Here is a 14597-nt window from a genome sequence, read left to right on the forward strand (position 1 = left end):
ACGAGTTCGTTTGTGGTAAGATGGGTGTAGGTCATTTATGGTAGTTCCTCTCAGACAAATGTGGTGTTTATCTGAGCCTAACATAAATGGCTTTTTTCTGTCTAGCTTAATTTTACAAATTGGGATATAATAAAAAGGTCCGCTTTTAAAAGGGGCTGGCCCTTTTATACTTGAAGCAAATAAGCTTAAACGAATTAAGCTTGGAGCTGATTGCCCAGTTTCTCAATGCTGTCTAATGGATGACCAGTTCGGCAATGCCGATTAAACACTTTAGCAGGTCTTTGACTTTTCTGATGAGTTACCTAGCTGTGAGAAAAATGCAAGCCAAGACCTTTACAGGAGGCTGAGAGTAGGACAAAAATCAATAAATCTAGAACAGTGCAATGAGTCTGGACTTTTGTCCTAGACTCAATAGACTTAAGCAGTCAGTATCGATCCAAGATATACAGCATTTATGCTAGAAAGTGCCAGTTTGATTTTTAAAGCGTATGACTTAGAAAGGAATAGTAGTAATGCAAGCCTTAGAAGAAAAATTACAAGCAGATTTTGGGATTGTTTTTAAGGACAAAACACTTCTAGAAACAGCCTTTACCCACACTTCCTATGCCAACGAGCACCGCCTCCTAAACATTTCACATAACGAACGTCTGGAGTTTTTAGGAGACGCCGTTCTGCAATTATTGATTTCGCGCTATTTATTTGAAAAATACCCCAAGAAACCCGAAGGAGACTTATCAAAAATGCGCTCCATGATTGTACGGGAGGAGAGTTTAGCAGGATTTTCCCGTGACTGTGGTTTTGAAGCCTTTGTCAAACTAGGAAAAGGTGAGGAAAAATCAGGCGGTAGAGATCGCGAGACGATCCTAGGAGATTTATTCGAAGCGTTTTTGGGAGCCCTGCTCCTAGATGCAGGAGTGGAAACAGTAGAAAGTTTTCTCAATCAGGTCATGATTCCCAAGGTTGAAGTGGGTGATTTTGAGCGAGTTAAGGACTATAAGACAGCCCTGCAGGAAGCCTTGCAGGTCAAAGGCAGTGTGACCATTAGCTACCGTGTTATTAGTGAAACGGGTCCTGCTCATGATAAACTATTTAAAGTGAGTCTGTCGGTTGATGGACAGGATCTTAGCCAAGGGCAAGGTAAGTCCAAAAAATTGGCAGAGCAGGATGCTGCCAAGACGGCCCTGCTCCAACTGGGACGAGGTTAGTATGTTTCTAAAAGAGATTGAAATGCAGGGGTTCAAGTCTTTTGCGGACAAGACCCGTATTGAATTTGACCGCGGTGTGACAGCCGTGGTTGGCCCTAATGGTTCTGGTAAGTCAAATATTACGGAAAGTCTGCGCTGGGCCTTGGGGGAGTCCTCTGCTAAAAGTCTGCGCGGCGGTAAGATGCCAGACGTTATTTTTGCAGGAACTCAAGATCGCAGTCCCCTTAATTTTGCTCAGGTAACAGTCGTACTGGATAATAGCGATGGTTTCATTGCTGACAGCAGCGATGAGATTCGGGTGGAGCGTCATATCTACCGCAATGGTGACAGTGACTATCTGATTGATGGTAAAAAAGTGCGTTTGCGCGATATTCACGATTTATTCATGGATACCGGCCTTGGACGCGATTCGTTTTCGATCATCTCTCAGGGGCGCGTTGAGGCTATTTTCAACAGTCGGCCTGAAGAGCGCCGAGCTATCTTTGAAGAGGCAGCAGGCGTTCTCAAATACAAAACCCGTAAAAAAGAAACCCAAAGCAAACTGGATAAAACACAGGATAATCTGGATCGGCTGGAAGACATCATCTATGAGCTGGAAGGCCAGATTAAGCCCTTGGAAAAGCAAGCACAGACCGCCAAACAGTTTTTGGACTTAGATGACAAGCGCAAAAAACTCCAGTTAGACATCTTGATTGAAGATATTAAGGTCAATCGAGCTGAACTTGATAAGAGCAATCACCAGCTGGCTTCTGTTAAGACTGATTTAACAGCCTACTATGAGCAGCGTAATCGTTTAGAGTCCGAAAATCAAAAGCTCAAGGAACGCCGGCAGAGCCTATCACAGAGTATGGATAAGGAACAGGCCGAGCTTTTGGAAGTTACTCGCCTTATTGCCGATTATCAGCGTCGGATTGAGGTTCTTTCTTTGGAATCCAGTCAAAAAGCTGAAAAGCAGGCGGATGCTGAAAATCGTTTGGCAGACCTGGAACAAGATAAAGAGAAGCTGCTGCAAGCCTTGTCTGAAAAGCAGCAGGAACAAGAGCAGCTGGCTGAAAAGTTAACAGTCCTCAAAAATCGCATCAGTCAATTGGAAGTCGATCTCTCTCGTTTTTCGACTGATCCCGATCAGATTATTGAAAATTTACGGGAAGAGTTTGTGGCTCTGCTGCAAAAAGAGGCAGATCTTTCCAATCGTTTAACTGCCCTGCAGGCGGATATTGAACAAGAGGAACAAGCCCAAGCTGAACAATCAGCTGAGCGGCAGCAGCTGACTGCAGACCTGACTCAGGCGAAAGAGCAAGCTCAAATAGCTCTGGCTGCTTTTGAAACTGCTAAGGGCAATGTTAAGGAGCTGCTGGATAGCTATCAAGTCCAAGTCCAGCAAGCAAGAGCAATCAGTGCTAACTACCAAGATGAGCAAGAAAAGATGTTTGCCATCATGGACAAGATAAAGGAAAAGGAAGCACGCAAGCGCAGTCTGGAAGCTATTCAGAAGAATCATAGTAATTTTTATGCCGGTGTCAAAACCGTCCTCCAGCAAGCTGATAAACTAGGCGGAATTATTGGAGCTGTTTCTGAGCATCTTTCCTTTAATCCTGACTATCAGACGGCTCTGGAAATAGCTCTGGGCGGCAGCAGTCAAAATATCATTGTAGAGGATGAAGCCGCAGCTAAGAGGGGGATTGATTTTCTCAGACGCAATCGCCAAGGGCGGGCGACCTTTTTGCCCTTGACTACGATCAAACCCCGCCACATGGCTGAACGCAATTTGGAAAACATCACCCAAGCTCAGGGCTTCCTTGGTCTTGCCAGCGACTTGGTGACCTTTGATGATAAGCTGTCCAACATCTTTCAGAATCTTCTGGGTGTTACTGCTATTTTTGATACTGTTGATCATGCCAATCAGGCAGCGCGCTCTGTCGGCTATCAGGTGCGAATGGTGACCTTGGATGGGACAGAGCTGCGCCCAGGTGGCTCCTTTTCAGGCGGTGCCAGCCGCAATAATAATACGACCTTTATCAAGCCGGAATTAGATAGCTTGACAGAAGAATTGACGGTACTCAAAAATCAGCTGGCTCAGCAGGAGACAGCTCTTGATCAGCTTAAGACTGCCGTCAAACAAAAAGAAGAAGAACTAGCTAGTCTCAAGGAAGCCGGTGAGCAGGCACGCTTGGATGAGCAGAAAGCTGAGCTGGCCTATCAAAATCAAGCTGATCGTTTGTCCGACCTCAACCAAGTCTTTAGTGCCTTGTCTGCTAATCAAGAAGGAGAGGCTGCGGTTAATCTGATAGATGAAAAAGACAAGCTGGAAGCAGACTTAGCTGGAGTTGAAGAGCAAAAGGTACATGTCCAGGAGCAGCTGGATAAAATTAAGAATGATAAGGATACGATTACAGCTCAGGTCAATCAATTAAATGAGGAGCTGGCGCAAGCAAGACTGTCTGAGCGTGAATTAACAGGAGAAGAGCGTTTTGCTAGAAATGAGCTGAATCGCCTTAAACTGAACCTGACTGATGTCGAGAAAAATATTGACACCCTCACCCAGCAGCTAAGTACTCAGGCGAGCGACCTATCGCCAGATGAACTGCCTAAGCTAGCCAAGCAGCTGGATCAGGCCCAAGAACGCAAGACTGAGTTGGAAACCGGCCTTATTCGATTGCGGTTTGAAGTGGAAGACTGTGATGGACAGCTCGATGATATTGAAGAGCAAGTTCAAGCCGCCAGCAAGCGCAATGAAGATTTGATTAGGCGTCAGGCTCACCTTGAAGCTGAAATTGATAGCCTCTCGGATAAACTGCGCCAGTTTGCCCGCCAGCTGTCTGAGGATTATCAGATGAGTTTTGAGCAGGCCAGTCAGACAGCTAGTCCTTTGGAAGATGTGCCGGCAGCCAGGCAGCAGTTGACATCGCTTAATCGTCAAATTAAGGCGCTAGGTCCTATTAATTTGGATGCGATTGAACAGTACGATGAAGTCAGCACCCGTCTATCCTTCCTCAATGAGCAAAAATCAGATTTAGTAGATGCGAAAAACCTTCTGCTCAGTACTATCCATGATATGGATGATGAAGTTAAATCTCGTTTCAAGACGACTTTTGAAGCTATTCGTGAGAGTTTTAAGGAAACCTTTGTGCAGATGTTTGGCGGCGGTTCGGCTGACCTTGTCTTGACAGAAGGAGACTTGCTGACAGCTGGCGTAGAAATTTCTGTGCAGCCGCCGGGCAAAAAAATTCAGTCCCTCAACCTGATGTCTGGTGGAGAGAAGGCCCTGTCTGCTTTAGCCCTCCTCTTTTCCATCATTCGTGTTAAGACCATTCCGTTTGTGATCCTAGATGAGGTAGAGGCAGCATTAGATGAAGCGAATGTTAAGCGCTTTGGCGATTATCTCAACCGCTTTGATAAGGCCAGCCAGTTTATCGTGGTCACCCACCGTAAGGGGACAATGGCCGCAGCTGACAGCATCTACGGCGTCACCATGCAGGAATCCGGAGTCTCTAAAATCGTCTCCGTCAAGCTAAAGGATGCTGAAAATATGGTGGAATAGACCATCAAAAAAGCCGATTCATCGGCTTTTTTACTATAACAAACTCTCAATTTCTGAGATTAGCTCAGCTGGTTCTGATTTAGAAGCGAAGCGCCTGACAACTCTGCCTTGGCGATCAACTAAAAATTTAGCAAAATTCCACTCAATAGGCTTACCTAAAGGGCCAGTTTGCTGAGATTTAAGCCATTTATAGAGCGGATCGGCCTGGCTGCCGTTGACCTTTATCTTGGCAAAGCGCGGAAAGGTTGTCTGGTAATTCAGCGTACAGAAATTGTTGATTTCCTCAGCTGTTCCTGGTGCCTGTCCAGCGAATTGGTTACAAGGAAAATCAAGAATTTCAAAGTCCTGATCTTTATAGCTGTCATAGAGAGCTTGCAACCCTTCGTATTGGGGAGTCAGCCCGCAGCCCGTAGCCGTATTGACGATCAGCAAGACTTTGCCGCGATAATCACTGAGGGCAGTCAGTTCTCCGTCTTGCCTAGCAACTGTAAAATCATAGATAGTCATAAGCCACCTCCAGTATTCTTTTCCTTAGTCTATCAAAAAAGCGCGGTCCTTACCAGTTTAAAAGTAAAGAAAAAGCCGAACATAAGGTAGGTAATTCGCAAAAAATCTTTAGTTTTAGCCTTGAAAGTGATATGATAGGAAAGTACTACGCAAAGTTAAAGGAGAGGTGGTTATGGCCATAAAAAAACTCGAAGCGAGCAGCGATCAGAACATTATCAGCGAAGAAGTTCAAATTTTACAGGAACTTCTGGAAGATACCACACGTCAGATGGTCGGTAATAAGGTTTTTTCTCGCATTGAAGAGATGATTGACCTATCGACAAGGGGAGAATATGGGGATTTGGAAAAGGTTATTCAGACTGTTTCCAATGATGACATGGTAGTCATTGCCCGCTATTTCTCCATTCTGCCGCTTTTGATTAATATCTCAGAAGATGTGGATCTAGCTTATGAAGTTAACCACCAAAATAACACCGATAGAGATTATCTGGGAAAAATCTCGACAACCATTGATTTAGTAGCCCAAAAGGATAATGCACAAGAAATCCTGCAGCAGGTCAATGTTGTGCCAGTCTTGACTGCCCACCCCACCCAAGTGCAGCGCAAGACCATGCTGGAGTTGAATCAAAAGATTCACGAGCTTCTGCGCAAGCACCGCGATGTCAAGTTAGGCCTGATCAATAAGGATAAATGGTATGCGGATCTCCGTCGTTATATCGAGATCATGATGCAAACGGACATTATCCGCGAGCAAAAGCTTAAGGTAACCAATGAAATCACCAATGTCATGGAGTACTACAATAGCTCCCTGATTAAGGCCATCACTAATCTGTCATCCGAATACCAGCGTTTAGCTGCCCAGCGCGGCTTAAAGTTGGAAAATCCTAAACCCATCACTATGGGGATGTGGATCGGTGGCGACCGCGACGGCAATCCCTACGTAACAGCCGAGACTTTGCGAATTTCAGCAACCGTTCAAAGTGAGGTCATTTTAAATTACTATATTGAAAAGCTTAATACACTTTACCGCGGTTTTTCTCTTTCGACCCATCTGACGCAGACATCAGAGGCTGTTCAGCGCCTAGCCTCCCTGTCAGATGATACCTCCATCTATCGGGAGCATGAGCCCTATCGTAAGGCCTTTAGTTATATTCAATCTAAGGTTATTCAGACTCTACTGAAGTTACATGCACAGGAAGCTGGTGTCCAGCTGCCTCTTGGTCAGGTCAAATCTACTAGTTTGAGCAGCAGCATTATTGCCAATTATATTCAAAATCAGGTTGGCAGTCGAGCCTCTGAACTGGCAGCCAACCAGCCTGCAGCCTATCAAAGTGCCCGAGAATTAAAAGATGATTTGTTAGCTATCCGTGATTCATTAGTAGCTAATGGCGGAGAAGCGCTCTTAACCGGAGATTTTGAGGAACTCTTGCAGGCCGTTGAGGTCTTTGGCTTTTACTTGGCTAGTATTGACATGCGACAAGACTCCAGTGTTCAGGAAGCCTGTGTGGCTGAATTGCTCAAGTCAGCGAATATTGTAGAAGATTACAGCAGCCTGTCTGAGGAGGAAAAGTGCCAAGTTCTTCTCAAAGAACTCCTAGAGGATCCGCGGCCGCTCTCTTCAACGCATGCTGAGAAATCAGACCTGCTCCAAAAGGAGTTGGCCATCTATCAAACAGCACGCGATATGAAAGATCTACTTGGGGAAGATGTCATTAAGCAGCATATTATTTCCCACACTGAAAGTGTATCTGACATGTTTGAGCTAGCTATTATGCTCAAAGAAGTCGGATTGATTGATAAAGAATCTGCCCGTGTGCAGATTGTACCGCTCTTTGAAACCATTGAGGACTTGGATAATGCCACGGCTATTATGGAAGACTATCTCTCATATGACCTTGTTAAACAATGGATTGCATCGAACGGCAGCTACCAAGAAATCATGCTGGGGTATTCAGACAGTAATAAAGATGGCGGCTACCTAGCTTCCGGCTGGACCCTCTACAAGGCGCAGAATGCCTTGACTAAAATTGGTGAGGACCACGGAATTAAGATTACCTTCTTCCATGGCCGCGGTGGAACTGTAGGCCGCGGTGGCGGTCCTTCTTACGAAGCTATCACCTCCCAGCCATTTGGTTCTATCAAGGATCGCATCCGCTTAACAGAGCAGGGAGAAGTAATTGGATTTAAATATGGCAATAAAGATGCTGCCTACTATAACTTAGAAATGTTGGTATCAGCAGCTATCAACCGTATGGTTACCCGTATGATTGCTGACCCTAATGAGATTGATGGCTTCCGTGCTGACATGGATAAAATCGTAGCAGATTCCAATAGGATCTACCGTGATCTTGTTTTTGGCAATCCACATTTCTATGATTATTTCTTTGAAGCCAGCCCTATTAAAGAAGTGTCCAGTCTCAATCTCGGTTCTCGTCCAGCGGCTCGCAAAACAATTACAGAAATTTCAGGTTTGCGGGCGATTCCATGGGTTTTCTCTTGGTCTCAAAATCGTATAATGTTTCCGGGATGGTACGGTGTTGGCTCGGCTTTCAAACACTTTATTGATGCTAAAGATAGCAATTTGGAAAAACTGCGTCACATGTATAAAACTTGGCCTTTCTTCAATTCCTTGCTGTCTAATGTTGATATGGTTCTGTCGAAATCTAACATGAATATTGCCTTTCAGTATGCTCAGTTGGCTGAAAGACAGGAAGTGCGGGATGTTTTCAACATTATTTTGGACGAATGGCAGCTGACCAAAAATGTTATTTTGGCTATTGAGGGACAAGAAGAACTCCTTGCTGAGAATCCATCTCTAAAATCCAGTCTGGATGTCCGTCTACCCTACTTCAATGTCCTGAACTATATCCAAATTGAATTGATTAAACGTCTGCGTAATGAAGGACTTGATGAAGATACTGAAAAGCTAATCCATATCACGATCAATGGTATTGCTACCGGTCTGCGCAACTCAGGCTGATGCCCACAATCAAAATCAACATGAGGGACTGAACAGGTTATTGTTCAATCCCTTTTATAATAGGCTTTTTAAAGGCTTCTTAGAGGCAAAAATGGGACGTTCCGCCTTTTATTTTGTAGCTAAACGTGATATAATTCTAAGAATATGACTGTTAAGTATTGGAGAAATCATGAAAATTGATAAAAAGCACTTGCTCAATTATTCCATACTAATTCCCTATCTTGTGCTATCTGTGATCGGTTTGATTGTTGTCTACTCGACAACCAGTGTAACCTTGATTAAGTTTGGACTCAATCCCTTTAGCTCTGTTTTAAACCAAGCGGCTTTCTGGCTGGTTAGTCTTTTGGGAATTACCTTTATTTATCGCCTGAAGTTAAATTTTCTAAAAAATAAGCGCGTGTTGACAGCAGCCCTCCTCGTTGAGGTCGTTTTACTGATTGTTGCCAAGTTTTTCTCAGAGGAAATCAACGGTGCTAACGGCTGGATTTCGCTGGGCCCGATTACCTTTCAGCCGGCAGAATATCTCAAGCTGATAATGGTCTGGCTGCTAGCCTTTACCTTTTCCAGACGTCAGGGTGATATTGAGACCTACGACTATCAGGCCTTGACTCGGAGGCGCTGGTACCCGCGTTCTTTAGATGATTTAAAAGACTGGCGGATCTACTCGATGATAATGGTCGGCTTAGTCGTCATCCAGCCTGACTTGGGAAATGCGACTATTATTGTCTTGTCTGGGCTGATTATGTTTGCAGTAAGCGGGATTGGCTACCGTTGGTATATCGCTTTGGTCGGTGTCATCGTTAGTGCTTCAACGATATTCTTAGGGATCATCAAGGTCGTCGGTGTAGAGACGATGTCCAATGTGCCAATTTTTGGCTACGTTGCTAAACGTTTCAGTGCCTACTTCAATCCTTTCAAGGACTTGGCAGATTCAGGATTGCAGTTAGCCCACTCCTATTATGCGATGAGCAATGGGGCCTGGCTGGGCCGTGGACTGGGAAATTCTATCGAAAAGAATGGTTACCTGCCTGAAGCAACGACCGATTTTGTCTTTTCAATTCTAATTGAGGAAATGGGCTTTATCGGTGCTGGTCTTATTTTAGCCCTTGTCTTCTTTTTAATCTTGCGCATTATGCTGGTAGGGATCAAGGCTAAGAACCCATTTAATTCTATGATGGCTCTGGGGATTGGCGGGATGATTCTGATGCAGGTTTTTGTCAATATCGGCGGAATTTCAGGCTTGATTCCATCGACTGGCGTTACCTTTCCCTTCCTCTCACAAGGAGGAAACAGTCTCTTGCTTTTATCAGTTGCCATCGGTATCGTGCTGAATATTGACGCTAACGAAAAACGTGAGGAAATTTATCAGGAAGCAACCGAAGAGATACAAAAGGCTCAAACCCAAGAATTCAAGGTTATTAGTTGAAAGAGGAAGTGAGACATTGCATATGATGGTATATCATATGTATGTCCCAACCTCTTTTTATTATGGTTTCAGAACAGTTTTTTAATAGAGAGAAGCAGTCATAACCAGCAGTTCAACTGCAAATTAATAAGACTTTGGGCTTCTCTTGATTTCCTGATTTTAGGTGCAAGCTTCAAGGAGGGAAGAGTAGAGAGAGCAGAATTATAGACATAGCTATTTTTTAGTTGCAACTGTAGATTAAAGATGATATACTGCCCGTGAAAACGTATTCATAAAAAATACTTAATTAAGCTAGGAGGCCATAGAGATGAAAATTACAGCCGCACTTGCTAAAAAACAAGGGCAAGATTTAAAAACAGAGGAGCTTGAACTTCGTGAACCTCAAGCTGATGAGGTATTGATCAAAATCGTTGCGACCGGTATCTGCCATACAGATGCTATTGGGCGTGATTTCGGTGTCACCCCTTATCCAGTTTTACTGGGACATGAGGGAGCTGGAATCGTTGAGAAGGTTGGGGACTTTGTTACCAGTGTTGAGCCGGGAGACCATGTTGTGCTGTCTTTTGCCTACTGCGGCCACTGTGTCAACTGTTTAAGCGGTCATCCAGCCAATTGTATTCACTGTGGACCAATAAATTTTGGGGGACGTTTTTTGGACGGTACAACCCCCTTGACTCAGGAAGGTCAGCAAGTCTCTAATTTCTTTGGGCAATCGTCATTTGGAAGCTATTCTATTGCCAAAGAGAATAATGTTGTTAAGGTAGATAAAGAGGTGGATATCGCCCTTTTGGGCCCGCTAGGCTGTGGCATTCAAACCGGAAGCGGTACTGTTTTGAACCGTTTAAGACCTGAATTTGGTTCTTCAATTGTGGTTTATGGAACTGGCGCGGTTGGCTTGAGTGCCATAATGGCTGCCAAACTCATTGGCTGCAAGAACATCATCGCTGTAGATATTCATGATAATCGCTTGGCGTTAGCCAAAGATCTAGGTGCAACTCACACTATTAACAGTAAAACAGAAGACATTGTTGAAAGTGTTAAAGCCATCACAGGAGATGGTGCAGAGTATGGTGTTGATACGACAGGAGTTCCTATTGTTGTCAGATCAGCCTTACGAGCCTTGATGCCTATGGGAAATCTTGCGGTTGTTGGTTTTACGCCTGAAATGGAAATCGATATTCACAATGAAATTATGGCTGAAAGCAAGTCCTTGATTGGTGTTGTAGAAGGCGACGCTGTACCGCAAATTTTTATTCCTAGTTTAGTGGACTTCTACAAAGAAGGGCGCTTCCCATTTGATAAATTGGTTAAATTTTATGATTTTAATGAGATTAATCAAGCCTTTCTGGATTCTGCTGATGGTTCGGTCATTAAGCCTATTGTCAAAATGCCCTAGAGAGATGTCGTTAACCTAAACAGTAGAATAAAGAGCTGGACTCCTAGGCAGTTCAGCTCTTTAGTACTCCTTAAATAGGTGACGCTACCCCCTTGAGCTACTTGCCTAATTTTTCTGCTTATTTGGGCCGAAAGAAGTGCAAGAGATTTTTGAGCTTGCCATTCTCTTTTTTTGATAAAAAGCCTTTGACAATTATGTAAAAAGCTTGCATTTCTAAAACAATTTGATAGAATAGTAGGGTAAAGTTAGACTGTATTGCCTACCGTCTATCTATAAAATATATTTTATTGGAGGCTTTTCCTAAATGGCAAAAGAAAAATACGATCGTAGTAAACCACACGTTAACATTGGTACTATCGGACACGTTGACCATGGTAAAACTACTTTGACAGCAGCTATTACTACTGTATTGGCACGTCGTCTTCCAAGTGCTGTTAACCAGCCAAAAGACTACTCATCAATCGATGCTGCACCAGAAGAACGCGAACGCGGTATCACTATCAACACTGCACACGTTGAGTATGAAACTGAAAAGCGTCACTATGCCCACATCGACGCTCCAGGACACGCGGACTATGTTAAAAACATGATCACCGGTGCCGCTCAAATGGACGGAGCTATCCTTGTAGTAGCATCTACTGACGGACCAATGCCACAAACTCGTGAACACATCTTGCTTTCACGCCAAGTTGGTGTTAAGAACCTTATCGTCTTCATGAACAAGGTTGACTTGGTTGACGATGAAGAACTGCTTGAATTGGTTGAAATGGAAATCCGTGACCTCTTGTCAGAATACGATTTCCCAGGTGATGATGTTCCTGTTGTTCAAGGTTCAGCACTTAAAGCCCTTGAAGGTGATACAGCTGCCGAAGACAAGATCATGGAATTGTTGGACATCGTTGATGACTACATTCCAGAACCAAAACGTGATACTGATAAGCCATTGCTTCTTCCAGTCGAAGACGTATTCTCTATCACTGGTCGTGGTACTGTTGCTTCAGGACGTATCGACCGTGGTACTGTAAAAGTTAATGACGAAGTTGAAATCGTTGGTATCAAAGACGAAATCGAAAAAGCTGTTGTTACCGGAGTTGAAATGTTCCGTAAACAGCTTGACGAAGGTCTTGCTGGTGATAACGTTGGTGTGCTTCTTCGTGGTATCCAACGTGACGAAATCGAACGTGGTCAAGTATTGGCTGAACCAGGTTCAATCCACCCACACACTAAGTTTAAAGGTGAAGTTTACATCCTTTCTAAAGATGAAGGTGGACGTCATACACCATTCTTCAACAACTACCGTCCACAGTTCTACTTCCGTACAACTGACGTAACTGGTTCAATCGAATTGCCAGCAGGTACTGAAATGGTTATGCCTGGTGATAACGTTACTATCGACGTTGAATTGATCCACCCAATCGCCGTTGAACAAGGTACTACCTTCTCTATCCGTGAAGGTGGACGTACTGTTGGTTCAGGTATCGTTTCAGAAATCGAAGCTTAAGCGATTAAGTTCCCGTTAAAACGATTAAAAGTCAGACAATGAAAAAGCTAGTGGCCCCTTGGGTACTGGCTTTTTCTATGCTATAATGGACTAAATAATTTTTAGGAGAATCCTGTATATGAAGACACCTTTTGTCAGCAAAAACCAATTAGACCAGATTACAAAAGAATTTCCAACCCCCTTTCATCTTTACGATGAAAAAGGAATCCGTGAAACGGCGCGAGCTGTGAATAAGGCCTTTGCTTGGAATCCTGGTTTTAAGGAGTATTTTGCGGTTAAGGCAACCCCTAACCCTAGTATTTTGAAAATCTTACAAGAGGAGGGCTGCGGTGTCGACTGTGCAACTGATGTCGAATTAATGATGGCTCATAAGCTAGGGTTTAAAGACATTAGCTTTACCTCCAATGATACTAAAGCACAGGAATTTGTCTATGCCCGCCAGACTGGTGCCATGATCAATTTGGATGCTTATGAGCATATTGCTTTCTTAGAAGAGGTCGCCGGTTTACCTGAAACGGTCTCTCTTCGCTACAATCCCGGCGGTGTCTTCTCGCTTGGGACTGATATTATGGATCACCCAGAAGATTCTAAATTCGGGATGACCAAGGACCAACTTTTGCAGGGTTATAAAGATTTGAAGGCCAAAGGTGTTAAAAATTTTGGTCTCCATGCCTTTCTAGCGTCGAATACCGTTACTAACGACTACTATCCAACCTTGGCTGGGCAGTTATTTGAATTAGCTTTGGAAATTAGGGAAGTAGCAGGGGTTGAACTCAGTTTTATCAATCTATCTGGTGGTGTCGGTGTCGATTATACGCCGGCTGATAAGCAGAATGATATTGCGGTCATTGGTCAGGCGGTCCACGAGAAATTTGATCAAATTCTAGTGCCAAATGGACTGGGAGAAATCAAAATTTTCACTGAGCTTGGTCGCTTTATGCTGGCTTCCCATGGTCACTTAATCACTAAGGTTCTCCACCTCAAGGATACCTATCGCCATTATGTCGGTGTTGATGCATCAGCTGTTAATCTTCTGCGTCCTGCTATGTATGATGCCTACCACCATATTACCAACATCAGCAATCCTAACGGTAAAGTGCAAGTAGTAGATGTGACTGGCTCCCTCTGTGAAAACAATGATAAATTTGCCAAAAACCGCGAATTGCCCGAGGCTAGGGTTGGTGATACTTTAGTCATTCATGATACAGGAGCCCACGGCTTCTCCATGGGCTATCAATACAATGGCCGACTTCGCTCAGCTGAAATTCTCTTACAGGAGGATGGCACAGCCAAAATGATCCGCCGTGCTGAAAGGCCAGAGGATTATTTTGCCACCCTCTATGGATTTGGGTTGGACGAGTAAAATCAATAAAGATTTTAAGGCACTCGAGGCAGCAGTCTTGGGTGCTTTTTTGATGCGTTAAAAAATTAGTTAAGTCATAGTGGGGTATCTGCTTTGCCCGCTGAGACTCGGACTGAACAAGGCAACAATTAGTCATCGTAAGGACGAGAAGAAAACAGTCCCAGTACTTTCAGCCAGTCCAAATTGGAAAGGAGAAGACCTGCCTTGTCTGTTGGGGAACATGAAAACTAGGCTATCGATGTTACTATCTGGTTTGAGTTAGTAGGGTGGAGAGGGAGCAAGAAAGAAACAAAAAATTGAAAATTTTGGTTCACTCTCCCATTCCAGCATAGTTGATCAGATTATCAACTTTGGCCTTGCGGTAAAAGGAAATACTCATTGATGTTAAAGCCTCTAATGAACTGTGCAGGGGTAGGACTTCTTGTCCTAGCCAACAAGTCTTACTCCTAACCACTGCACCAAGAGTTTATTCCAAAAGAGGAATACTGGACGAATTTTTATCCAGTCCCTTTCGTATCAAGCGTCCAAAGCTTTCAGGTAACATTCCAGAATTGTGACCCGAAGTTTAACAAGTCAATAATATTGATTAGACGAAATCAGTGAAGGGTGCAAAAGCTCCTCGTAGAAGTTCTTTCAGTATCATTTTTAAACTAAGGAAGAGTATTCGCTTGTTGCAAT

8 protein-coding genes are annotated in these 14597 nt (G+C 43.9%); 7 read left to right on the forward strand and 1 reads right to left on the reverse strand.

Annotation, left to right across the window (positions count from 1 at the left end; genetic code table 11):
- Window positions 1-512 precede the first annotated feature (512 nt).
- Together rnc and smc are read left to right on the forward strand one after the other, a co-directional pair.
- Window positions 513-1205 carry a ribonuclease III gene (gene rnc / locus AC4HAO_RS09750; RefSeq protein ID WP_491094086.1) on the forward strand — a complete coding sequence of 231 codons (693 nt, stop codon included), beginning with the start codon at window positions 513-515 and terminating at the stop codon, window positions 1203-1205.
- A gap of 1 nt (window position 1206) precedes the next feature.
- On the forward strand, window positions 1207-4746 hold the full coding sequence (smc, locus tag AC4HAO_RS09755) for a chromosome segregation protein SMC (protein WP_491135241.1): 3540 nt from the start codon (window positions 1207-1209) through the stop codon (window positions 4744-4746).
- Window positions 4747-4779: 33 nt separating this feature from the next.
- Here the strand turns inward: smc and AC4HAO_RS09760 are convergent, their stop codons facing one another.
- Window positions 4780-5253, reverse strand: coding sequence for a glutathione peroxidase (locus AC4HAO_RS09760; protein WP_447451496.1), 474 nt, complete (start codon window positions 5251-5253; stop codon window positions 4780-4782).
- A 268-nt stretch (window positions 5254-5521) separates the two neighbouring features.
- Here AC4HAO_RS09760 and ppc point away from each other — a divergent pair, with 268 nt between their 5' ends.
- The 5 genes from ppc to AC4HAO_RS09785 all read left to right on the forward strand — a co-directional run bounded on the left by ppc (window position 5522) and on the right by AC4HAO_RS09785 (window position 13919).
- Window positions 5522-8233, forward strand: coding sequence for a phosphoenolpyruvate carboxylase (gene ppc, locus AC4HAO_RS09765; RefSeq protein ID WP_491135265.1), 2712 nt, complete (start codon window positions 5522-5524; stop codon window positions 8231-8233).
- A 169-nt stretch (window positions 8234-8402) separates the two neighbouring features.
- Complete coding sequence (gene ftsW, locus AC4HAO_RS09770; RefSeq protein WP_491135243.1) at window positions 8403-9659, forward strand: cell division peptidoglycan polymerase FtsW; 1257 nt, start codon at window positions 8403-8405, stop codon at window positions 9657-9659.
- A 307-nt stretch (window positions 9660-9966) separates the two neighbouring features.
- Window positions 9967-11055 carry an NAD(P)-dependent alcohol dehydrogenase gene (locus tag AC4HAO_RS09775; RefSeq protein ID WP_491094090.1) on the forward strand — a complete coding sequence of 363 codons (1089 nt, stop codon included), beginning with the start codon at window positions 9967-9969 and terminating at the stop codon, window positions 11053-11055.
- Window positions 11056-11359: 304 nt separating this feature from the next.
- Window positions 11360-12556 carry an elongation factor Tu gene (gene tuf / locus AC4HAO_RS09780; protein WP_491094091.1) on the forward strand — a complete coding sequence of 399 codons (1197 nt, stop codon included), beginning with the start codon at window positions 11360-11362 and terminating at the stop codon, window positions 12554-12556.
- 118 nt (window positions 12557-12674) lie between these two features.
- Entirely contained in the window at window positions 12675-13919 is a 1245-nt protein-coding gene (locus AC4HAO_RS09785; protein WP_491135244.1) for a diaminopimelate decarboxylase, read from the forward strand.
- Window positions 13920-14597: the final 678 nt, after the last annotated feature.

It is taken from the genome of Streptococcus sp. ELY_137 (genome assembly GCF_058314515.1).

What these genes read in the sequence shown, in the direction of transcription:
- rnc (WP_491094086.1), top strand. Translation starts at nt 513, where the DNA reads ATGCAAGCCTTAGAAGAAAAATTACAAGCAGATTTTGGGATTGTTTTT.
- smc (WP_491135241.1), top strand. Translation starts at nt 1,207, where the DNA reads ATGTTTCTAAAAGAGATTGAAATGCAGGGGTTCAAGTCTTTTGCGGAC.
- AC4HAO_RS09760 (WP_447451496.1), bottom strand. Translation starts at nt 5,253, where the DNA reads ATGACTATCTATGATTTTACAGTTGCTAGGCAAGACGGAGAACTGACT.
- ppc (WP_491135265.1), top strand. Translation starts at nt 5,522, where the DNA reads ATGGTCGGTAATAAGGTTTTTTCTCGCATTGAAGAGATGATTGACCTA.
- ftsW (WP_491135243.1), top strand. Translation starts at nt 8,403, where the DNA reads ATGAAAATTGATAAAAAGCACTTGCTCAATTATTCCATACTAATTCCC.
- AC4HAO_RS09775 (WP_491094090.1), top strand. Translation starts at nt 9,967, where the DNA reads ATGAAAATTACAGCCGCACTTGCTAAAAAACAAGGGCAAGATTTAAAA.
- tuf (WP_491094091.1), top strand. Translation starts at nt 11,360, where the DNA reads ATGGCAAAAGAAAAATACGATCGTAGTAAACCACACGTTAACATTGGT.
- AC4HAO_RS09785 (WP_491135244.1), top strand. Translation starts at nt 12,675, where the DNA reads ATGAAGACACCTTTTGTCAGCAAAAACCAATTAGACCAGATTACAAAA.